The organism is Taishania pollutisoli, assembly GCF_014518315.1.
GTDB classification, from domain to species: Bacteria; Bacteroidota; Bacteroidia; order Flavobacteriales_D; family Crocinitomicaceae; genus Taishania; species Taishania pollutisoli.
Genome location: NZ_JACVEL010000011.1, coordinates 91,742 through 114,111, shown reverse-complemented (window position 1 = coordinate 114,111; position 22,370 = coordinate 91,742). Strand labels below are relative to the sequence as shown.

22 protein-coding genes are annotated in these 22,370 nt (G+C 42.1%); 7 read left to right on the top strand and 15 right to left on the bottom strand.

Annotation, left to right across the window (positions count from 1 at the left end; all coding sequences use genetic code 11):
* Positions 1-92: 92 nt before the first annotated feature.
* The 9 genes from dnaN to H9Y05_RS13930 all read right to left on the bottom strand — a co-directional run bounded on the left by dnaN (position 93) and on the right by H9Y05_RS13930 (position 8,387).
* Entirely contained in the window at positions 93-1,211 is a 1,119-nt protein-coding gene (gene dnaN, locus H9Y05_RS13970; RefSeq protein WP_163491528.1) for a DNA polymerase III subunit beta, read from the bottom strand.
* A gap of 97 nt (positions 1,212-1,308) precedes the next feature.
* Positions 1,309-2,391: a hypothetical protein gene (locus H9Y05_RS13965; RefSeq protein WP_216714633.1), complete on the bottom strand. Its 1,083-nt coding sequence runs from the start codon at positions 2,389-2,391 to the stop codon at positions 1,309-1,311.
* A 33-nt stretch (positions 2,392-2,424) separates the two neighbouring features.
* Positions 2,425-4,209: a GldG family protein gene (locus tag H9Y05_RS13960; RefSeq protein WP_163491530.1), complete on the bottom strand. Its 1,785-nt coding sequence runs from the start codon at positions 4,207-4,209 to the stop codon at positions 2,425-2,427.
* A gap of 18 nt (positions 4,210-4,227) precedes the next feature.
* Positions 4,228-4,959, bottom strand: a complete 732-nt coding sequence (locus tag H9Y05_RS13955; RefSeq protein ID WP_163491531.1) for an ABC transporter permease subunit — start codon at positions 4,957-4,959, stop codon at positions 4,228-4,230.
* A 144-nt stretch (positions 4,960-5,103) separates the two neighbouring features.
* A complete protein-coding gene (locus tag H9Y05_RS13950; protein ID WP_163491532.1) occupies positions 5,104-5,622 on the bottom strand; it encodes a GNAT family N-acetyltransferase in 519 nt (172 codons plus the stop codon).
* The gene (locus H9Y05_RS13945; protein WP_163491533.1) at positions 5,619-6,545 is read right to left on the bottom strand and encodes a glycosyltransferase; all 927 of its coding nucleotides are present in this window, start codon (positions 6,543-6,545) and stop codon (positions 5,619-5,621) included. Before H9Y05_RS13945 ends, H9Y05_RS13950 begins: the two co-directional genes overlap by 4 nt.
* A 19-nt stretch (positions 6,546-6,564) precedes the next feature.
* Positions 6,565-7,566, bottom strand: a complete 1,002-nt coding sequence (locus tag H9Y05_RS13940) for a 3-oxoacyl-ACP synthase III family protein (RefSeq protein ID WP_216714632.1) — start codon at positions 7,564-7,566, stop codon at positions 6,565-6,567.
* A complete protein-coding gene (locus H9Y05_RS13935) occupies positions 7,553-7,804 on the bottom strand; it encodes a hypothetical protein (RefSeq protein WP_163491535.1) in 252 nt (83 codons plus the stop codon). The genes H9Y05_RS13940 and H9Y05_RS13935 overlap by 14 nt, the downstream gene beginning before the upstream one ends.
* 70 nt (positions 7,805-7,874) lie before the next feature.
* Positions 7,875-8,387, bottom strand: a complete 513-nt coding sequence (locus tag H9Y05_RS13930; RefSeq protein WP_163491536.1) for a hypothetical protein — start codon at positions 8,385-8,387, stop codon at positions 7,875-7,877.
* A gap of 78 nt (positions 8,388-8,465) precedes the next feature.
* On the opposite strand from H9Y05_RS13930, the gene gatC reads away from it, so the two are divergent.
* Positions 8,466-8,756 carry an Asp-tRNA(Asn)/Glu-tRNA(Gln) amidotransferase subunit GatC gene (gene gatC, locus H9Y05_RS13925; RefSeq protein ID WP_163491537.1) on the top strand — a complete coding sequence of 97 codons (291 nt, stop codon included), beginning with the start codon at positions 8,466-8,468 and terminating at the stop codon, positions 8,754-8,756.
* 133 nt (positions 8,757-8,889) lie between these two features.
* On the opposite strand, the gene H9Y05_RS13920 is transcribed toward gatC, so the two are convergent.
* From H9Y05_RS13920 to H9Y05_RS13905, 4 genes are all read right to left on the bottom strand, one after another.
* The gene (locus H9Y05_RS13920) at positions 8,890-10,329 is read right to left on the bottom strand and encodes a hypothetical protein (protein WP_163491538.1); all 1,440 of its coding nucleotides are present in this window, start codon (positions 10,327-10,329) and stop codon (positions 8,890-8,892) included.
* Positions 10,329-11,897 carry a hypothetical protein gene (locus H9Y05_RS13915; RefSeq protein WP_216714631.1) on the bottom strand — a complete coding sequence of 523 codons (1,569 nt, stop codon included), beginning with the start codon at positions 11,895-11,897 and terminating at the stop codon, positions 10,329-10,331. The genes H9Y05_RS13920 and H9Y05_RS13915 overlap by 1 nt, the downstream gene beginning before the upstream one ends.
* The gene (locus H9Y05_RS13910) at positions 11,894-12,700 is read right to left on the bottom strand and encodes a 3'(2'),5'-bisphosphate nucleotidase CysQ family protein (protein ID WP_163491540.1); all 807 of its coding nucleotides are present in this window, start codon (positions 12,698-12,700) and stop codon (positions 11,894-11,896) included. Before H9Y05_RS13910 ends, H9Y05_RS13915 begins: the two co-directional genes overlap by 4 nt.
* Positions 12,701-12,787: 87 nt before the next feature.
* Entirely contained in the window at positions 12,788-13,561 is a 774-nt protein-coding gene (locus H9Y05_RS13905; protein ID WP_216714630.1) for a T9SS type A sorting domain-containing protein, read from the bottom strand.
* 279 nt (positions 13,562-13,840) lie between these two features.
* On the opposite strand from H9Y05_RS13905, the gene H9Y05_RS13900 reads away from it, so the two are divergent.
* Genes H9Y05_RS13900 through H9Y05_RS13890 form a run of 3 tightly spaced genes read left to right on the top strand, consistent with a single transcriptional unit; the run spans position 13,841 to position 17,061 of the window.
* A complete protein-coding gene (locus tag H9Y05_RS13900) occupies positions 13,841-14,347 on the top strand; it encodes a TlpA family protein disulfide reductase (protein WP_163491542.1) in 507 nt (168 codons plus the stop codon).
* A 23-nt stretch (positions 14,348-14,370) separates the two neighbouring features.
* Positions 14,371-16,071, top strand: a complete 1,701-nt coding sequence (locus H9Y05_RS13895) for a DUF6029 family protein (protein WP_163491543.1) — start codon at positions 14,371-14,373, stop codon at positions 16,069-16,071.
* Positions 16,072-16,098: 27 nt separating this feature from the next.
* Complete coding sequence (locus H9Y05_RS13890) at positions 16,099-17,061, top strand: Omp28-related outer membrane protein (protein WP_216714629.1); 963 nt, start codon at positions 16,099-16,101, stop codon at positions 17,059-17,061.
* A gap of 128 nt (positions 17,062-17,189) precedes the next feature.
* Here the strand turns inward: H9Y05_RS13890 and H9Y05_RS13885 are convergent, their stop codons facing one another.
* Positions 17,190-18,152 (bottom strand): formimidoylglutamase, encoded by a 963-nt coding sequence (locus H9Y05_RS13885; RefSeq protein ID WP_216714628.1) that lies wholly within the window; start codon positions 18,150-18,152, stop codon positions 17,190-17,192.
* Positions 18,149-18,565 (bottom strand): acyl-CoA thioesterase, encoded by a 417-nt coding sequence (locus H9Y05_RS13880; protein WP_163491546.1) that lies wholly within the window; start codon positions 18,563-18,565, stop codon positions 18,149-18,151. The genes H9Y05_RS13885 and H9Y05_RS13880 overlap by 4 nt, the downstream gene beginning before the upstream one ends.
* Before the next feature lie 351 nt (positions 18,566-18,916).
* On the opposite strand from H9Y05_RS13880, the gene dnaA reads away from it, so the two are divergent.
* The 3 genes from dnaA to H9Y05_RS13865 all read left to right on the top strand — a co-directional run bounded on the left by dnaA (position 18,917) and on the right by H9Y05_RS13865 (position 22,218).
* Entirely contained in the window at positions 18,917-20,347 is a 1,431-nt protein-coding gene (gene dnaA / locus H9Y05_RS13875; RefSeq protein WP_163491547.1) for a chromosomal replication initiator protein DnaA, read from the top strand.
* 23 nt (positions 20,348-20,370) lie between these two features.
* A complete protein-coding gene (locus tag H9Y05_RS13870) occupies positions 20,371-21,324 on the top strand; it encodes an SPFH domain-containing protein (protein ID WP_163491548.1) in 954 nt (317 codons plus the stop codon).
* Between the two features lie 153 nt (positions 21,325-21,477).
* The gene (locus H9Y05_RS13865) at positions 21,478-22,218 is read left to right on the top strand and encodes an LOG family protein (protein ID WP_163491549.1); all 741 of its coding nucleotides are present in this window, start codon (positions 21,478-21,480) and stop codon (positions 22,216-22,218) included.
* The last annotated feature ends 152 nt before the right edge of the window (positions 22,219-22,370 follow it).

Here is a 22,370-nt window from a genome sequence, read left to right as displayed (position 1 = left end):
AGTCTCGAGTTTCAGAAACTCGAGACTTTAATGTAGTTTTGCTTTATTAACCTGTCAACTATTTTTAGGACTGGTCAACAAAAACTTAACTTTTACTTATTCAGCATTACCGGCATCACCAGCATCAGGATATCTTCGTCCTGGTTGGTGCTTTCGGCCGGCATTAACAAACCTGCACGGCTTGGAACAGACATTTCCAACTTCACTTCTTTCGTGTCAATGTTGTTCAACATTTCCAACAGGAAACGAGAGTTAAATGCAATTTCCATGTCTTCTCCGTCATAGTTACACGTCAGACGTTCATTCGCTTCGTTTGAAAAATCCAGGTCTTCAGCAGACAATGCCAGCTCAGATCCCGCCAGTTTTAATTTAATCTGGTGTGTTGTCTTATTGGCAAAGATCGATACTCGTTTGATGGAACCCAAAAACTGTGTTCTGTCAATGATCAATACGTTTGGATTTTCCTTCGGAATTACAGCTTCATAATTTGGGTATTTCCCGTCGATTAAACGACACACCAATACGATGTCTCCAAAGGAGAACACGGCATTTGATTCATTGTATTCAATCAACACTTCAATATCCGATGTAACATTTGAACGCAACAGGTTCAACGGCTTTTTAGGCAAAATAAATGAAGATGTTGTTTCAGCAGATGAATCCGTTCTGCGGTAACGCACCAACTTGTGCGCATCCGTTGCTACGAAAATAATGTCTTGCGGGGAAAACTGGCAGAAAACACCACTCATTACCGGGCGCAGGTCATCATTTCCTGTTGCAAACAATGTCTTATTGATTGCGGAACTGATAATCTCACCTGAAACACGAACGGAGGAACTGTTTTCAATCACCGGGATTTTCGGAAACTCATCTCCGTTAAATCCAACCATTTTTGATTTTCCGTTATCGTATGCAATTTCAATGGCGAATGTCGGATAATCAATGGAGAACGTACACGGCTGATCCGGTAAATTTTTCAAAACATCCAGTAACAATTTGGCAGGAATGGCGATTTTACCTTCTCCGTTTGCCTCTACTTCCATGGTTGTACGCATGGTGGTTTCCAGATCAGAAGCAGAAATTGTTAGTTGATTGTCAGCGATCTCAAATAAAAAGTTATCCAATATCGGCAACGTATTGCTGGTACTCAACACACCTGAAATGCTTTGCAGATGTCTCAAAAGTGCCGTACTCGATGTAATAAAATTCATATTTTTTGTCTAATGTTATTCAAAACTATAAAGGATCGGCATAAAAACAGCGAAAAACAACTATTTTTTATCCGATACTTATTAACAATAGTTGCTTCTATTTTTTATACTGATCCGGAGATTTTACTTCGTAATTATTCAGATCCAGCGACTTTAAATCCAATGGGAAATACATGTGTCCCAAGGTCAGCGGATCAAAGACAAAGTACTGGCATTTTACGATTTCTCCATTCGTCAGTTCCGCCCAGAATCGATCCACTTCGTAGGTAACAGGTTGTCCCAATTCGTTTACCTGTGGTGTTTCCGAAGCAATACGGAACATGCGGATCCGTTCAGATTTACCATTCTGCAGATCAATTTTCAACACACAGAAAGGGGACGATTTTTTCAAACTGTCAATCTGTGTGGCATTGAGAAGATAGTTCGGCATTTCATAGTGAATCTTCTTAAACTTATTCAAATACAACATCACGTATTGTGTATCCACCGCAGGAAGCGGAATATTTTGCTGGCGCACACTGAACTGATCTCCTGCCCCCAGTCGCTCGACTGAAAAACTCCTTGCCGGTTGCAGCGGAAAATTCACATCCACCTTTTTTATATCTTTCGGGTTGAGCTCAAAGATTTGTGTACATCTCCACTTCAACGGGTCTGCATAAAAACGTGGCTCAATAATTCCGTACATTCCTTTGATACTCATGATCACCGGTTTGTCGGAAAGTCCCTGCTCTGCTGACTCAAGTAACATCACCTGCCCTAAATGATCCGGAGATGCCGGCCCGACATACCATGTTTTATGCCATTTCCCATTCATGAAATATTCTACTTTGGTATGTTGAGAGAGCATCATTTTCCGATGCGTTTCAACTGAATTATCCGTCAGGTATCCTTTAAATTCAATTTTTTTACACGCATCCAGGATGTAGAATACTCCTTCCTGCGAAATACAACCTCCGTCCTTATCCGTCCATTTGTCACTTCCCTTTTGGCGGCGAAGGTCCATTATCCTTCCGAAATTATCCGTAATGACAACCCGGTCGATTTTATCTGTATCGGGAATTGCGAATTCGATTAGTTCAGATTCAACGGACGAGCCGGATCCTTTCACTATTTTCCAACCGAAATAGGCCAGTAATCCTACAACTACAGCTACAACAATCAGGATAATAACTTTTTTCATACACGTATTTTCTGTTTGAATACTCCGGTCAACTTATGCTTTAACCGAATATTTTCGTTTTCTAAAATAGCCAAAACCAATGGCAAAGATGATTAGGAGTGAAGAAGGAATCAACAAATTAATTACTTTGTAAAAACCGGCACTGCTTTGCACTTTTGCATTGTCAATTTCCCGGATATCAATCTGACGGCTACGAATATCCAGCACCGAATTGTCCCCCATCACGTAATCAACCATATTCTGGAAAAATTCCTGGTTTCCGAACAAAAGCGGGATGTTTAACTGGTACAGTTCCTCGTCCATTCTCAGATCCGGAAATTCCAGGGGACGGTACATCATTTTTCCCGTCATATTGTTCACCATTGAATCATACCTGTTGGCAATGAAGCGTCCGTTTCCTACCAACACAACCTTTCCTTCTTTCTCACTATCCGTCACAAATCTGGCATCGGGATTACTTGTGTATTCATCCACAATACGTGTTTTGAAATACGACTGGTACATCCCTTCGGACAATCCGGCCAGGCATTTCTTATTTTCTTCCGCGTTCGGATTTTGAGCCAACTGCGGATTACTACCATAATTCAATGGAATTCCTAAACTCACCAACGGGGCCAGTCCTGTTACAGTAGAATTGGTTGACGATGTAAGAATGGGAGTCAATGCCGCCTGTACAGAACTTACAAACTGAATTTCGCTGGTATATTTCAACGATACCGGTTCCAGGTTACGTGAAATCGGGTGTGACGTAGGTGTTGCCAGTACATGGAAAAACCATGGAATTATCGGCTGGTTGGCGAACGGAACTCCTTTCGGGGCACAGCGCGCGTCCATTACATAGTTTTCATTCAGTTTCAATCCGTAATCAAACAACATACTCTCCAAACCTGTTTTGATCCGGGTAGTATTTACCATTCCTTTTGCGTTCAGCGTGTCCTCGTTGATAGAAAGTGCATCCATAAAACACATCAGTCGGCCGCCTTTCATCAAAAACTGGTCAATGACAAACAAGTCTTTTGGATCAAACGTTTTTCGCGGATTTGCAATAATCAATCCCTGGTATGCATCCAATGCGTTCAATTGTCCGTCGATGGTCACATCTTCCACATTAAAATACGGAGTGATCAATGCCCTGGCCCGCTGCGTCTGTGCGTAAGTTAACTCGCCATGTCCCTGCAGGAATCCTATTTTTTGTTTTTCTGTCTGAACAGCGCGGCGGATGGAACTTGTCAGAATGTATTCCAGGTTGTTGATCGAGTTTTCAATGGATTTGGAAATCCCCTCCAAGCGATTCGGCTTGCCGGCAGGAGTTCCCGGTAAAAACTGGATCACATTTACATCCGTTCCTCCGTAATTAATCACCGCACCCGGCCACAGGAGAATCTGGTTTTGTCCGCCGTCTTTCTGATACACCAGGTTCAATGGCAAAATCCCTTTCCCTTTGTTGTACAACTGATCTTTCAATTCTTGTTGTTCTTCTTCCGTTCCGTTATTCGGATCAATGAATTTATACTCGATTCTGGAACCTGCGTATTGTTTGAATTCGTTCAGTTTGTCTTCAATGGCATTGCGAAAATGTTTGATTTCAGCAGGCATTGTTCCTTCCAGGTAAATACGGATCGTCAATCTGTTGGAGATTTTCTTTTCATCCGACAGTAATTTAATTGTCCCCTCGGAAAGGGAATAACGCTGGTCTGCCGTCATGTCAATCCGCTTGTAGACAAATGCACTGATGACATTCACTGCAATGATTCCCACCAGGATAACCAGCAACAATGTCCAGTTGAATAACCCTTTGTATTTATTAGTTGCGCTCATGGCTCGAAATAAGGTGTATTATTTTTTTAATGTTTTGATCACCGTCAATGCAGACAGAATAAAGAACAGGATGAGTGATAAAAAGTAAACAATATCACTTGTATCAATAACGCCTTTCCGGATGGCGTCATAGTGTTTTACCATTCCGAAATATTGCAATACGTTATCAAAACTTCCCATAACGTTAAATGCTCCCAGTCTGTTTAATCCGTCAAAGAATAACCAGCACAGGAACATCGAAATGATAAATGCCACAATCTGGCTGCTCGTCAACGAGGAGGAGAAAATCCCGATGGCTACAAAAACTGATCCCAACAGAATCAGCCCGATGTAGGATGTAATCGTTGCCCCGTGGTCAAACTTTTCCGGTTCAAGTGACAGGTAATACATTGAAATATAATACACCACCGTCGGAATGATAGCAAGGATAAGCAATGTAATCCCCGCGAAGTATTTCGCCAGAATGATTTTCAGATCGCTGATCGGACGGGTAAACAATAGTTCGATTGTTCCCGTTCTACGCTCCTCAGCAATACTCCTCATTGTCAATGCGGGAATCAGGATGAAAAACATGATCGGCGCGAGGTTAAAAAAGGGAATCAAATCCGCTTCTGCCCCCTCCAGCAAGTTAGTTCCACCAGGTACAATCCAGTGAAAAATTCCTGTTGCAACAAGGAAAATGAAGATAAAGATGAACCCGATAATGGAATTCAGGAAACTGCGTATTTCTTTAAAATAAAGTGCTCTCATTAACCAATTGGTAATTTCAAACTTCAAAAATAAGATTTAGTTTTGAAACTCAACCATGGATGGGGTAACAAACTATTTACATTCGTGTGTTGGTTGAGTAAAGTGTGGTGTCCGTTCTTCCAACTGCCGGTAAAAAAGGATGCGTTACAACACCGATGAAAGCAGCGTGACCAATTTCTTTCGTTGCCGCATATAATCCTGTTGTTGCAGCTCCCATGTATCAAACGACTCAGTCATTGATTGTTTTCTGACAAATCCAAGCAATTGATTGTACTGTTCCGCTTCGCTGTTCAGGCGACTTATTGTAGCCGTTATGGTGTGCAACTGAAGTTCTCCGAAGGCAAAATCAAGCAGCAAAACAGATGCACCTAATGCAATTCCTGTTCCGACAAAATCGGCATTTCCGATCAGCAATCCAGCTTCTGCCGTTTTCTTTTTTTCATCTATTTTTTTTACATCAATCAGTCCCACCGGAACGGTGCCCACATACATGACGAAGTAATGCGCCTTTTCAATGGATTTGAACCATGCCAACTGACCTTCCGGAGTGATTGGCTCGCGAAACTGCATAAAGCGGGACGTTTGTTCGTCGTTTCGCCACTTCCTCACCAGTTCCAGCGTTTCTTCCGACAGTGGTTTTAGTTCAATTCCGAATCCTTTCATGAAGTTTGTTTTTCAGCAATAATGACCCGCTCCAGGTGATTTTGGTGCACCCAGATTCGCCGGATGTATTCTCCGATAATTCCCAGGGAAACCAAGATCAACCCTGTCGACAGGAAGATGGAAACGATGATGGTCGTAAATCCCATTTCCACGTCGTTAAACAGTTTTTGGTACACGTAGTAACAACTCAGTCCAAAGAAAACGATCGACATCAACAGCCCGATCCGTACAATCATTTTTAAAGGCAACGAGGAATGAAACAGGAAAATCCCCAGGGTCAACCGGATCAGTTTGCGATTGGAATAGGTCGACACGCCCGCAGCCCGTTTTGCATGATTTACGGTACAGGTTTCTACTTTTCCTGCACTTTCCAACAGGTAAACATCTACAAAAATAACCGGCGAAGACTGGTATTTAAGTGTGGTCAGGACGGAAGAACGCATGACTTTGAATGAAGTAACACTGCTAAAATCCACCGTTTTACTTTTGGTAATTCGTTTCAGTATCCGACTGGCAAGGTTTCGGACTACATTGTGCTGTTTTTCTTTATAGGTTCCATACACCAGGTCTGCACCACTTTCATTCAGTTTATTCATCAAATGATCTATCTCAAAGGGATCGTGTTGTAAATCGTCATCCATCACAGCCACATTATCTGCTGTTGTAGCTGCCAATCCGACAGCAATTGCTGTGTGCTGTCCATAATTCCGGTTGAGACGAATGGCTTCAAATGAAAAATGTATGTGTGGTTTCAGGCTCATCAAAAAGTCGAAGGTTCCGTCCCCGCTTCCGTCTTCCACGAAGATGACACGAACATTGTGCCCGTTTCCTCCTGATTCAACCCATTCGTTGAGTCGGTTGATCAGTGCTTCCAATGTTAATTTGGATCTGTAGATGGGAATAACAATATCAAGTGTTTTCATAGGTGAATAGTAAGTACTGTTAGTATTCTTCGGGTGGTTCACAAAACAACGGACTGAAACGAATCAGTGCAGAGGCAACGGAAAACCCGACTCCAAAGCCGGAAACAACAATCCACCCGGAATGTTGTTCTGCGTCTTTCCACCCTGTCCCCAATGTCATCGGGATACTTGCCGACGCCGTATTTCCATAATCAGTAATCGAATATGGTACTTTTTCCTCCGGTATTCCCAGCTTTCTTCGAATGGATTCATTGATGAGTTTATTTGCCTGGTGAAATACAAACACATCCGGAAACGTCATTTCCTGTTGAGAAAATTCCATCAGTTTTTGAATGTTTTCCGGCACCAGTTTCACCGAATATCCAAAAACATCAATTCCATTCAGTTTCATTGCCTGCCCCCCATTTTCTTTCTGCATCTCAATGGCATGTTGTCCCTTTCCGGCTGTTTCCAGGTTAAAATACCCTGTGATTTCACTGTTGTCCGCATTCCGTTCAACAGCAATTGCCGCAACTCCATCCGAGAAGATCGGCCGAACACTTTTATCTGTTGCATTAATCAGGTGAGTTGACAAGTCACCACAGCACAAAATCGCCTTCGCATTTTTGGTTTCCATTCCAGCGAGCAAGGCACCGACTGTATGGAGTCCGTAAACAAATCCTGAACACCCCGAATTGATATCGAAGCACATCGTTGATCCCGGAAACTTCAAATCGCCATGCAAACGGCAGGAAACGGAAGGGATAATCATTTCAGGAGATTGCGTGACACAAACCAACACATCTACTTCCTCTTTTTTCCATCCTGTCTTGTCCAGCAACTTTACAATTGCTTTTTCAAATAAGTCGCGGATGGTAAGGGATTCCGGTGCCACTTTCCGGAAACGAATGCCGGTATGATTTACCAGTGCTGCACGTTCTTCCGGAGTAAGCAGTTCCAGATCGAGGTTGTCTTCTGTTGTTTCGGGTACAACATTTACAATCCCTGTAATATCTATTCCTTTGTATTTAGTAAGTGCCATTTGAGCGGGAAACAATCAGTTGATGGAGATCTGCAACGGTTTTACAAGCAGCCAGATCGCCAGCCGTGAGAAGAATACTCGTTTCATCATTGATTCTTGAAATAACAATCAATGCGTTCAGTGATCCCCAAGTTCGTAACGAACGAATTTCAGCAGTGGCATGGACTTCTCCTTTGGAAAGCAGCAATTCACTTTCAAGAAAGTCAATAAAATCAGTCAATAACGCGAATTTACTCATGGTGCAAATGTAACATTCTTAAAACAATTATACTACGGTATAAAACGATCAAAACAGTCAATCCGTTGCTTTATTTCAACCGGTATGTTCCCGCTCCGTTGATCCGGATTTCTTTTATTTCAACTGCATCATCCGGATCGTATTCTTTCCTGAAGGTAAGTACGTGCCCGAAACAGCAATTACAGCCGCAAAACATCCCATAACCGGTATACAGCAAATCCAACACCCCTTCATCAGTCAGTTTCGGATCCCACAAATAATCGTAACAGCAATTGTCATAGATTCTCACGTGAACTTCAATTGTACTATCCGTAACAATAACCTGATCAATTTTATCCCGTTCTTTGTACACTTCTTCTCCATGATCGGAACAATCTGCTTTTTGAACGTTCGCAGCTCTGTAACCGGCATTCAAAACGGACAAGTAATTATGTGTATAGGGTAAAATAATCGTTCCGTTTAACGGTTTATTTCTAAGTACTCCGTTTTCATCAACATACGACAAATCGTCTTCATCCGTTGTTTGAGAACTACAGGAAAAACCGGCAAAAGCGAAGAGCAGCATCAACAAAACACGTAACATAGGAATTGTTTTTAGGTGATAATCTAACTGAAAGATAGTAAAAAAGTATACATTTGCAGGAATAATCTCAGGGAAACCATGAAAATAACAGACGAAACAGTAGATCACATTGCGCACCTGGCGCGCTTGGAGTTTGAAGGAGAAGCTAAAACAGCTATCAAACAGGAGATGGAAACTATTATTTCATTCATGGAAGTATTGCAACAGGTCGATACTGAAAATGTAGAACCGTTGATATTCATGAGCGAGGAGATTAACCGCTTGCGCGATGATGTTGCTGAAGTAACGTTAACGCAGGCTGAAGTTCTTAAAAATGCTCCGAAGAAAGATTCAGATTATTTCAGAATTCCAAAGGTATTGGACAAGTGATTATTAGATGTTAGACTTTTAGATTTCTTTTCAACGGCTATTGAATTATGAATGATTAATTATCAAATGAGGGAAACTCAATTTTACATCGCGAAGACTTGATAATTGATACTTAAACCATTGCTAATTCCCATTAATAATTCCGATAATCATTCCACAACTGACTTCTGACGCCGATAACCGGAATGTAGCTTATCTGCTTTGTATTTGCCTGAATAATCAGATGGTTTTCTATAAAAACATGAATTTTTGCAGGTTTCCACACTTCATAGTCAAACGTTAGAATGGTTCTGCTTGTATTTCTCCCCAACCCTTGCCCGATGCGATTTCCGTAATCTGCCGGTCGCAATGTATAGGGCTGATAAATATCTCCTCCGTAACTGAATCCGTCCTTATCTTCTCCTTTCAGACGGTAAGTCGTGAAGAATTTGACCAGGTATTTCCTTTTCTGCCATTTTAATTCTGCCAGGATTTCATGAAAATTCCCTCCCAACGGATGCGCCAGCACATGCCCCTGGTTTCCGTAAGTTTGCATTTCATTCACATGCGAATACATGTAGGGACGCATCATATTATACTCCACACGATAAAACAAAGAACCAAACACAGGATGAAAACGCCCCTTCACTCCCAACTGTGCTCCGTACTTATTGGCCCACCAACTTGGGTTGTTTTTTATTTCCCTCAGGTTAAATTCATCTAAAATCCCCTGGGAATAAAACATATGATTCCCTAATTTGATATCCAGGGACACACCAATCAGTACATTGTCGGATGATCCGAGTGAATACTCCTGGGGACGAAAGAAAATAACCGGGTTCAGGTACTCTACGTCATATCCGCGGTTCAACAAGGTATCTTTCGGTTGAAAAAGCACTGTTTCAAAAATTCCGATGTTCAGCCATTTTGTTGCGTTGAGACTAATGTGATGAGAGGTTGCGTATTTTGACTTCCATGCCCCCGGCACATATTCCCGCATGAACTGGTACAAGACAGTGTATTCCAATCGCCAGAATGCGGTACGAATCTGAGCAAACGGATGTGGAACACCATAATCACTTAAAAACAAAGAGCGGCTTCCCTCCCCGATGAATTGATTGTCCAATCCGACCTGGAAATTGAAAATCTCATTGGGTGTATAGCTGATACGGCCTCGTACATCTGCATAATAATATTCGTTGCCTTTTGCTTCGTAATAATAAGAGCGGGTATTGAACAGTGAATCAACCGAACCCGCACCACCCATTGCACCGACTTTGAAAAACCATTTTCCCGCCTGCGCCTGCAAGTTTACTCCCAATCCGGTACGGTAATTCATCTGCGAGGTATATCCTCCGTTTACGTCAACAGCCGGAGCAATAAAAAAGTAATTGTTCTTTGGTTGCACCTCACGTTTCAGCGACAGGAAATTGGGCTGCCGGATAGCAGGTTTGAGTGCCGTATGTAAATCAACGGCTGATTTTGGAATACTATCTTGTGGTAATTCTTCGTACAAATGACTAATACCATACTGCCCGTACAACGAAACGGTACCGATGATCCAGATGATTGCTATGTGTATTAATTTAGTCATCAGAAATCCGTATAGCTGTTAATCAATCCCGTTTTCATTCCTATTCCCACAACATGTGTCAACTGACTTCCTCCTCCGGTATTCTCCGTTCTGAACAGGTAATTGACAAACACGGAGAAATTCATCTTTTTATTAAAGCGGTATCCTGCTTCAACTGCTGTGTGCAAAATTGTTCCGTTTGTTCGTGTCCCTGCATCGTATAAAGACAGAAGAGATGTCGGAGAATAATTGTTCAACCTGTAAAAAACCGTTTTCAAATCAACGTACGCGCGTTTTATTTCATAATTGGCGCGCACGACTATTTCTGTAAACCCTTCTCCTTTAATAGCTGCCAACGGGAGGTTGAAATGGCTATAGTTCAATCGCGGATTTGTCGAACGGTATAAATTTTCGGACGCATAGTTTCCTTCCACTTGCACAAACAGATTTTTCACTTTCCACGGTTCCATTACCCGCATTCCCAATTGTGCTCCCCATCCATGATGACGGGAATTCCAGGCACCTTGCGCATACAAACGAATGGCAGGAATAACCGTATATCCGATATTCAGCCCGACAACGGAATTGGCTTCTGAAGCATCCGTCACAAATGCACCGACAAGCGGAATGGGGTTGTACATCCACGGTGATGCGCGTTTGGAAACAATGGAGTCTCCTTTTGAATAGATTGTTCCTTCAAACAGGGAAAGTGTCAGGTTTTTCGTCGCTTTAAATGAAATGTAATTCACCGCCATGACTTTAGGATCATAGTACGACTCTACGGTTGTACTTGCAGGACGGCGCAACAAGTTCATCAGTCTGCTGCGCAGGTATACAAATTCCCAACGGGGCAAAAACCGGTAGTTTGCCTGAAAAAACGGTGCACTGAAACTGTTATCCGACAGCAATAAGGAACGGTAACCATCACCAATGAATTTACGTGTATTTCCTGCTGAAAGAGTCAGTACTTTGAATGGCCGGTATATAATGTCTCCCATTGCAAAAGCGTAGTCATAACCATCCATTTTAAACGGCTTTGTTCTTCCCAATCCCGGAACAACCGCATTTTGGGTATAGTAACTTGAATCTCCCTGGTTCACATACGACTCGCCTATTGCATTGAAGTACATGGACTGGTAGACCGGATTGCGCGATTGATTTTCGTAGAAGCTGGTTGAAAATGAAAAATTATGGAATAAATCTCCTTCGATGTGAAATCCCCGTGTGTTCTGAAACAATCTCCTTGATGCCGTATCTGCCAGATCCTTTCCCAATGAAAAATCGAAGACAGGGGAAATGGTCAGGTAATAATTTTTTCCTTTGAATTCCAGGAAATGCTTTTTGAATAAATGTTCGGTAACCGTATAGTATTGCCTGGAAGTATCACGTATTTTAAAATGCAAATCATAATCACTTTCTGTCGCCGGGAAAAAACTGTTGCCGGTGTACCCGGGCATCTTACTCGTGGCATGGTACAGCCTGTCTTTGTAGAAGTGATTCAACGGCAAATTATTCTGCTGTGACACGGAAACAGAAGTCCAACCAGCTATCCAGATAAGTAGCAGTATCTTATTTACCCTTTTGTTCATTCATCAAAGAAATTGATAAAACCTTTTGTTTTGGCAATAAAATGAGGATTCAGCAGTGATTCTTTGTTATAGGTCAGGGGCTGCCCCGTTTCTACATTTAAAACAACACCTTCCAGTGACTCAAGGATGGCTTGTCCGGCAGCAATATCCCACTCCATTGTCGGAGCAAAACGGGGATATACATCCGCGGTTCCTTCTGCCAGATCGAAAAATTTGAGGGCAGAACCTTTTTTCACATAATCAATTGCATCTTTTGCTTTAATTGCTTCAATCAGTTCCACCTCACGACCTCTGTATGGTGTTCTGGAACTTGCCAGTACAACCGGCGAATTGATTTCCGAAGCAGACAATTTTTTCCATTTATCCGGATTATTGAGGTCGCTAAAATCAGTGATGAAGGCTCCATGCCCTGCTCCACCGAATAAAATGGTTTGGTTTACCGGACTTGCAATAAGCCCGAATAGCGGTTTCCCGTCCCGCACCAATGCGATATTGACTGCAAATTCTCCATTTCTGCGAATGAATTCCTTTGTTCCGTCCAACGGATCAACCAGCCATACATCCCGCCAGTTTTTTCGCTCATCATAGGAATGTTTCGGGTCTTCTTCACAAATAATTGGAATTCCAATAGTTTCGAGGTTTTTGACAATTACTTCCGCTGATGCAGTGTCAGCTTCTGTTACAGGTGAACCGTCTGATTTAAAATTTTTGAGAAAGGAAGTCTGGTAAATACGCATAATGACACCCGATGCCAGAACGGATGACTCTAATGCTTTAAAATAGTGATCTTCCAATGTTTTCATTTCAGGAGTTCAAATGTAATTATAATTTACAAAAAAAGAGACCGCCGAAACGATCTCTTCAAAAATATGTTATATCACATAAAGCGATTAATGCCGCACGACTAATTTCTTTGTAAATCCTTTGTTGGATTCTCCCTGAACAGTCACAAAATAAACACCGCTTTTAAAGTCAGCGACACTTAATTTTCTCGTATTACTAAATTCACCTGTATAAACAACATTGCCCAACACATCAACGACGCGGATTTTTGCGTCTGCCATTCCTTCCGCATTGATCACTACATAATCCGTTGCAGGGTTAGGAGACATGGTCAGCTCTACACTTTTCTGTGCCGTTGAGACACTCAGGTTATTGACATAGTTAATCACCAACGTAATTGAATCATAATGTGTATCTCCGGTAGCATCTGTTACGATGTATCTGTATGTTGCAGATGAACCTGGTTGCCCCGGATAAATTTGTGGTTTGATTTCAGCTACAGCACCATCCAAATCCGTTGTAGACCCTCCGTTAAAAATTACAGGAGCGGGATTTGAAACACTGTTTGGTGTTAAATACATTGCACCACTTGTCGGGTAACATGTCGGAGGCCAGCAAATCTGATCGTCCCAATCAGAAGGAACGGAAACCCGCACTCTTTTCAGCCTGAACTGTTGATCTGAACCTGAAAGATTAAACACGTGAAACTTACTTCCTCCCCAATACGCCCATTCGTCATCGGCAGGCACATCGTTCAATGTTACGTTTTCGGTAATTGTTGTTCCTGAAATATCTTGTGTATCTCCCGGCTTTCTGATCTCAATCTGAGAATAAGCTGTCAATACTGTAAAACCAAAAAGAAAAAGTACTAATTTTTTCATACGCTTCAATTATCAATCATTCGTTTGTTTTCACTGAACTCAATCACAAATTATTCCAGAAATTTAAGTCCAAGTGCTTTCATGTTGTAAATTTAATAAAAAAATAGCATTGCCAACAGGATTTTCATTTTTATTCCTCCCGTTACTTCAAGTTGGGATTCCAAGAAAGGAAGATAGTTTAACCCCTGGCATTTATGAATTATATAAAAAATCTATGTTACCTTTGGGTGAAACGGCAAACTGATTGCCTCTCCATGCACAAACTATAAAAAAATGATAATGAAAAGATTAATCGCTACATTTATTGCATTTACATTGCTTTCTGCTTCTTTCGCACAGGAATCGGGAAAAGATAAAAAATTACCGGGTGTTCAATTAAAAGACATGAACGGTAAAGTAGTTAACACGGCTGAACTGGCAGCAAAAGGACCGGTAATTATCAGTTTCTGGGCTACCTGGTGCTCTCCGTGTAAAAGAGAGTTAAATACCATCCATGAAGTATACCCGGACTGGCAGGAAGAATTCGGGGTTACACTGGTAGCCGTTTCCATCGATGATGAAAAAACAAAAAACTCCGTTCCGGTCTATGTTAACGGACGTGCGTGGGAATACGTTGTATTAATGGATCCGAACAGCGACTTCAGAAGAGCAATGGGGGTCAACAATGTACCACACACATTCCTGGTCAACAAAGACGGAACAATTGTATATTCACATAACAATTATGCTCCGGGAGATGAAGAATTATTGTACCAGGAATTGATGAATCTCAGTAAAAAACAATAATTTCCGTCACTCCTTATTACCTTATGAAAAAATTACTGGCTTCCGGCTTTATTGTGTTGGCTCTTACTGCTAACGGACAATTAGACAGGGGAAATTTCACAGGAAACATTGAAAGTATTTTCCAATACCTGAATGAAGACTCCCTGATTGGTGCCACTCAACCGGCATCGAAAGGGTTACTCAATTCCTATATGAATGTTTACTATACCCATGGGAACTTCAGGGGCGGACTACGGTTTGAATCATACCTTCCCCGAATTCAGGGATACCCTACTGCTTTTGAAGGCACCGGACTGGGAATGCGGTACGTTGGCTATGGGAATAGCTTCATCGATGTAACCGCAGGTAATTTTTATGAACAATTCGGAAGCGGTCTCGCGCTTCGCGCATACGAAGACCGGGCACTGGGATATGACAATATGCTGGATGGAATCCGCGTCAAACTTACTCCGTACCGGGGCGTTACACTAAAAGGAGTATATGGATTACAACGTCTTGCTTTCCGGAGTGGGATTGCACACAGCAGCGGCACCGTCAGAGGGGGAGATATGGAACTGAATATTAATCAACTGTTTCAGAAACTACAAGACAAACCATTGGAAGTTGTTGTCGGCGGATCATTTGTAAGTAAATTCCAGGAAGACAACGATGAGACATTGATTCTTCCCCAGAACGTAGCAACATACGGAGGAAGACTGGGACTCCGCTACAAAGGATTCACGCTCGACGGGGAATACGTTGAGAAAGGACAAGACCCCTCACAGGATAATGCTTACATCTATAACAAAGGGTTTGCAACAGTCATTAATGCCGGATATTCAACAAAGGGATTGGGAGTACTTTTTTCAGCCAAATCTGTTGACAACATGAGTTTTCGCTCCGACAGAACAAAAGTGATGCAGGATGTCCTTATTAATTACCTTCCGGCAATGAACAGAACACATACATACAATTTGGTTTCATCACTGTATCCGTATGCTACGCAGCCAACAGGGGAAGTCGCTTTCCAGGGAGAAGTGGTTTACACCATTCCGAAAGGGACAGCATTAGGAGGTAAATACGGAACAACTATCAACGTAAACGCTTCCACCGCTTTCAGACCGAAACGTACACCCAACGCGACTTACGACACCGATTCAACAGGTATTCTTTATTCAACCAAACCATTTGCCATGAGCGATTCATTGTACTGGTTGGACATCAATGCCAGTATTTCTAAAAAATTCACCAAAAATTTCAATGCAATCCTGAGTTACTATCACATTGTATTGAACAATAATATTGCAGCCGTAACCAAACAACCGGGTGACATTACCTCCAATACGGTCGTACTGGAATTAGGTTATAAATTCAAAAACCGCTCTTCCTTACGGGCAGAATTTCAGGTGATGTTTGTCAATCGTATCGACTCCCTGAACAACCGGGTTCCGTTTAATACAGCGGGGTCCAGAGCAACCGACAATGGCGACTGGGGAACCGTTTTACTGGAATACACGATTAATTCCAACTGGATGATCAGTGTAATGGACCAGTATAATTTCGGAAATTACGACAAGAAAAAACGGGCGCACCATCCTTATTTCACAGTTGGCTATGTAAAAGGGGCAACCCGGATCATGGCATCTTACGGTCGCCAGCGGGCTGGAATGTTCTGCGTCGGTGGTGTTTGTCGCTTTGTACCGGCATCCAATGGTCTGACACTCTCCGTAACGCATAGTTTCTAATAACAGAATTTGATAAAACAATTAATTATGAATCGTTTATCGCCCATTTTTTTAATCGGATCATTGTTGATCATATTGATCGCAGTGAGTTGTGACAAAGTAGAGAAAATTTACCCTCCAAGTAGTTACAATACGGAACTGGACGTTAGTTTATATCCCGGGAACTGGCAAACATACCTGGACACGGAGTGGCCTGATTTTGATACGATAACGGCCAGCACCCAGCGCAATGTCCTGATTGATGATTTCACGGGACACAACTGCCAGTATTGTCCGGCAGCAGCAACAGCTGCTCACAACATTCATTCACAATATCCACAGCGTGTTTTTGTGAGTTCCGTGCATTCATCTCCAACCGGAATCACAGGATTTCAGGCAGTAAACGCGCAATACCCCGTTGACTTCACAAATGCACAGGGATTGGAGCTCGGTCAATTTTTCGGTGCAATGCCAAGCAGCGGTTTTTTCGGAAATCCAAGTGTCGGAAGCAACCGCATCCAGGTAGAAGGAGGAACGGAATTGTTTTACCCTTCGGGAATTCTGTCATCACAGGTCAACAACGCACTAAACACCACATTAAAGGTTGCAATGAAGGCAGATGTAAATTACTATGCACAGACAAAAGGAGCATTCTTACATACGGAAATTGAATTATTGGATGCATCGCTAACAAATCTGGGAACAATTGTCGTTCTACAACAAGACAGCCTCATTGCCCCTCAGAATGTCAACGGGACGTACACCCCGAATTATGTACACCGAGATATTCATCGCAAGCACATTACCAACAACTTATGGGGACGCACATTAACAGATGACCTTAAAAAGGAAAACGGTAAATACTACCTTGATTACAGTTTTGTCGTTCCGGATGTGTTAACATTGGATGGAAGCACTTCTCATGATCCGGGAAACATGCACCTGCTGATTTATGTCTACGACAAGACGACATACGAAATTTATCAGGTGCTTAGAAAAACATTTGAATAACGGTTGAAATTGAGTGGAGAGTTGAAAGTGATTAATTATAAATGATCAATTATCAAATGTTGTAAGCAGGATTCCCTATCTGTAGTTTTGATAATTGATCATTTATAATTCCGTATGCAATATCCAACCTACCTGCAACTTCCTAAAAAGTCATGAATGAGGTAAGCAATTGTTTTTCCGACAATTTTCTCATCTTGCTCTGTCACAGGTGCCGCCTCCGGCAAATGTAAGTAAGCTATTTTTCGCTTGGAACTTGCCAGTTTCATAATATACAGCCGCGCGTGTTCTACATCAATTCCACTTGGCGTATAAGCCGAAGAAGGCATTCCTTTAATGGAATCCATGTCCAGTTCCACCCCCAGGTAATCATCACTCCGGATGATAATCGTTTGCAGGTCTGCCGGCATTTTGGCTGGCAATTTCATGTATTCCTCAAAATAGGAATAGTAGAATCCCTGTTCATTCAGATAGTTCAACATGTTTTCACTGTTATACTCTCCATGCAATCCCAGGACTGTATAAAACGACAAAAAACCTCTTTCTCTGGCATACGAAAACGGATTCCCGCTATGCCGCCCTTCCAGCCTCCTGCAATCCGCATGCGGATCGCAATTCACGACTTCCAATGGTTGCCCATGTGCTTTGTGAAATGCTGCGATCAACGGATAGGCGTTATTGTGTCCGCCTCCGACAAGAATCGGAATCTGTCCGTTTTTATAAATCGGCACCAATAGCTCAATCAACAATTCATCCAGTTCTTCGACCTGCTTTCTCCCCTGTTCAACGGTTGTAAATTCAGTTAATTGCCGCACCACTCCGGCACAGGAAAGGTTTTCACCGGAATAGCGCCTGTTGGATTGCATATTGAGCAGTCGGGAGATGGCCGCACGGAATGCATTTTTAGCCCCCGGATTTCCCAGGTTTGCCTGCGGGCCAATGTCTTCCTCCACACCTATCAGCACGTATTTTGCATTTGCAGATAAGCCGGCCTGCACCTGTTCCCCGAGTTTCACCTCACCCTCCCGGGTATTGGTTAATTTCAGTACGTCATGTTGCGTGAAAGCGATGAATTCAAAATGTTCCGTTTTCATTTACTATATGGTTTGAGCATTTCTAAAAAATCTTCCGGTGCTTTTGTCGGGCGCATCGTACTGACAGTTACAAACACAAGGGTCGTATGCGCTTTTGCAACCAGTTCCCCCTGTTCGTTGTGAATAACATAATCAAACAACAGTCGCGCACCTTTCACCGCTACAATAGATGTTGTAATTGTAAGTTCATCGTCATAGCGTGCGGGAGCATGGTATTTCACCGAAAAATCAGAAACGGGCAACATAATTCCACGCGCTTCCATCTCCCGGTAACTCATCCCTACACTTCTCATCGCCTCCACTCTGCCCACTTCAAAGTATTGCGCGTAATTTCCATAGTAACAGTACCCCATTTGATCCGTTTCTCCATAACGAACCCTGAGTTTTGTTTGATTCTCAAATAATAACTCCATCTGTTTTTAATTATTTTCAAGTTTAACAAACAAAAAGCAATTACTAACAGGGAAAAACGTTATATTTGAAAAGGAAATTGTTAATAATGTCAAACTATTTTTTCCCCGCAAATAAATTCGATTTCCACCAAAACAACGTACATTCCCCTATTTTAAAGACTTATGACTATTTGATTAAATCTATTTTAAACGTGAAGTAAAAAAATCGAAAAAGTCAATAGCATTTCGACTTTTTTTTTAACTTTTTTATGTAAATATTTGTCCTGTCGAAAAACAATTGCAGTCCGTACAACTAAATCGGGCAAAGAACTAAAATACTTTTGTTTAACCATAACTAACTAAAAAGACTAAATGAGCAATACACACGCAGTCATATGGGATTCTTGTTTAAAAGTCATTAAAGATAATGTCTCGTTACAGGCTTTTAAAACATGGTTTGAGCCAATCATTCCTGTCCGACTGGAGGATAATGTCCTGACCATTCAGGTACCGTCTCACTTTTTTTACGAGTGGTTAGAGGAAAACTACATTACGTTGCTCAAAAAAGTTATTCGTAAAGAGTTGGGAGCGGAAGGCCGGTTAGAGTACAGTATTATCATGGAAAACAATTCCACGAATACAACTCCGTACACGGTAAAACTTCCGGCACTCAATAAAAAATCACTTAAAAACGTACCGGTATCGATGCCATTGAATGTGGACGAGAAACAAATTCGCAACCCGTTCATTATTCCCGGATTGAAAAAAGTAAATGTTGAATCCAACCTGAATCCTTCCTATTCATTTGAGAATTTTGTCGAAGGAGATTGCAACCGCCTGGCCAGAGCATCCGGCTATGCTGTCGCTAATAAGCCAGGGGGAACAGCATTCAACCCATTATTGATCTACGGAGGTGTCGGGCTGGGAAAAACACACCTGGCACATGCCATCGGTATTGAAATCAAGAATCAATTTCCCAATAAAACAGTTTTGTACGTCGGCTCTGAAAAGTTTGCGCATCAATTCATTGACGCATTGAAAAATCAGACATCCAATGACTTCATTCATTTCTACCAAATGATTGATGTATTGATTATTGATGATGTTCAATTCTTCGCAGGAAAGGAAAAAACACAGGACGTGTTCTTCCACATTTTCAATCACCTGCACCAAAACGGAAAGCAAATTATCCTGACATCCGACAAACCACCTGTGGAAATGCAGGGAATGGAGCAGCGACTCTTGTCCCGTTTCAAATGGGGACTTTCCGCTGATCTGGGAACACCTGATCTGGAGACACGCATTGCCATTCTTGAGAAGAAGATGTACGGAAACGGTATTGAACTTCCGAAAGATGTTGTGGAATACCTTGCTTACTCCATTAACACCAATGTGAGAGAAATGGAAGGCGCTCTGAACACCTTACTGGCGCAGGCGTCGTTGAATAAGAAAGCTATTACGCTGGAGCTTGCCAAACAGATGGTCGACAAGTTTGTGAAGAATACAGCACGTGAGGTTTCCATTGAATACATTCAAAAAATTGTTTGTGATTATTTCGATCTTCCTATTGAAATGCTGAAATCAAAAACACGCAAGCGGGAAGTCGTTCAGGCACGTCAGATTTCTATGTATTTCTCTAAGAAAATGACCAAATCTTCACTGGCAAATATCGGTGCACACTGTGGAGGAAAAGATCACGCAACGGTACTTCACGCATGCAGAACAGTTGTCAACTTATCCGAAACAGACAAGCAATTCCGCAGTTACCTGGAGGATCTGGAGAAAAAATTGACCATACAATAATCAAGTACTAAAAAACAAAACCTATGGGAGACCAAGTAACACTACCTTTGGGACTTTTCAGTAACATTTTCTGGATCGTTCTCGGGATCGTTCTGATCGTCAAAGCAATTATCATCGTTCGCGAGCAGACAGCTGTTATCGTTGAACGATTGGGAAAATTCAACCGGGTCGCAAACTCAGGGTTTGGATTGATTATTCCATTCATCGACCGTAAAACCGCAACTGTAAACCTGCGTGTTCAGCAGTTGGATGTAGAAATCGAAACCAAAACAAAAGACGACGTATTCGTTCATTTACAGGTGTCCGTTCAATACAAAATTTCCCGGGATAAAATCAAGGAAGCTTATTATTCATTGGATAACCCCCGCAATCAGATTGCTTCTTACGTATTTGATGACGTACGTGCAGAGGTTCCGAAACTGGAATTGGATGACGTATTTGCGAAAAAAGAAGACATTGCAATCGCTGTTCAGCAAAACATCGCTGAAAGTATGCAGGAATACGGATATGTAATCATCAAAGCGTTGATTACAGATATCAATCCGGATGCAAAGGTAAAAGAGTCCATGAACCGGATCAATGCCGCAAAACGTGAAAAAGAAGCGGCACTGGAAGAAGGAGAAGCAAAAAAGATCAAGATCATCAAAGAAGCAGAAGCAGAAGCGGAATCCAAGCGATTGGCCGGAGAAGGAATTGCACAGCAACGCCTGGAAATCGTGCGCGGATTTAAGGAATCTGTCGAAGATTTCAAACGCTCCATGGACAATGTTACGCACGAAGAAATTATGCAGTTCGTATTGATGACACAGTATTTTGATACGATCAAGGACATTGGTTCCAACTCTAAGAATTCGGCAATTCTGATGCCACACTCACCAGGTGGAATGAAAGATTTCCAGGACCAGGTAATCCAGGGTACGTTTATCGGAAACCAGATGAAAGATTTCAGTACCGCGAGAAAAAGCGGCGAAAAATAACACAACGAAATCCCTCCCGAAAAGAGGGATTTTTTCTTTCCTGCCGGCTCAAGCAGTTCTTACACTATGTTGCAACAAGGATTGCGGACTGGAACAGGACAACCGTTAGTTTGCTAAATAATACGTATCTTTGCACCTTCCAAACACCTATCAATGAGTGAACAAAACAATCCTTTCACGCGGGAGGAAAAGAAGTTTTTAAGTGGTCCGCGAACACGTTGGCAAGAATTAAAATACACACTGGGAATCGTTGTGCAATTTATAAAGGGTTTCAGAGCACTGCACTTTTTAGGTCCTACTGTTACGGTGTTCGGTTCTGCACGTTTTGATGAGAATCACCAGTATTACTTACTTGCCCGCGAAGTTTCAGCGGAATTAGCAAAACAAGGATTTGCCATTATGACCGGCGGAGGACCCGGAATTATGGAAGCAGGTAACCGCGGAGCCAGGGATGTCGGAGGTGTTTCTGTCGGGTGTAATATTGTTTTGCCACACGAACAAAAAGAAAATCCCTACCTGGATAAGTTCATCACCATCGATTACTTCTTTGTCCGCAAGGAATTGCTCCGGAAATACTCGTTCGCTTTCGTGGTACTTCCCGGGGGATTTGGAACCCTGGACGAATTTTTTGAAACCGTCACACTCATACAGACAGGAAAAATTGAACAGTTTCCAATCGTTATAATGGGGGTCCATTTCCACCAGGATATCAAAGATCATATCGAGCGGATGGAGCGCGAAAAAACCATCAGTAAAAAAGACCTTGAACTGTTCTTATTTACCGATGATGTAGATGAAGTTGTAGCGCACATTGTAAAATACGCAAGGGAACATAAAGGTATCAAACTAAAACCTGCCATAAAAGCGATGAAACTATTAGGCGAGGATAACTAACTAACAAGCCAACCGCATGGAACGGTGAGAAAAACGGTGTTTTTTATCAATCCTAACTCTTTTTAGTGAACAGCAATGGTTAGAATCCAAAACAATTGGCAACTAAAACTACTTTTATTTCAACCTTTTTACCTGGGTAACTAATCCCTCCG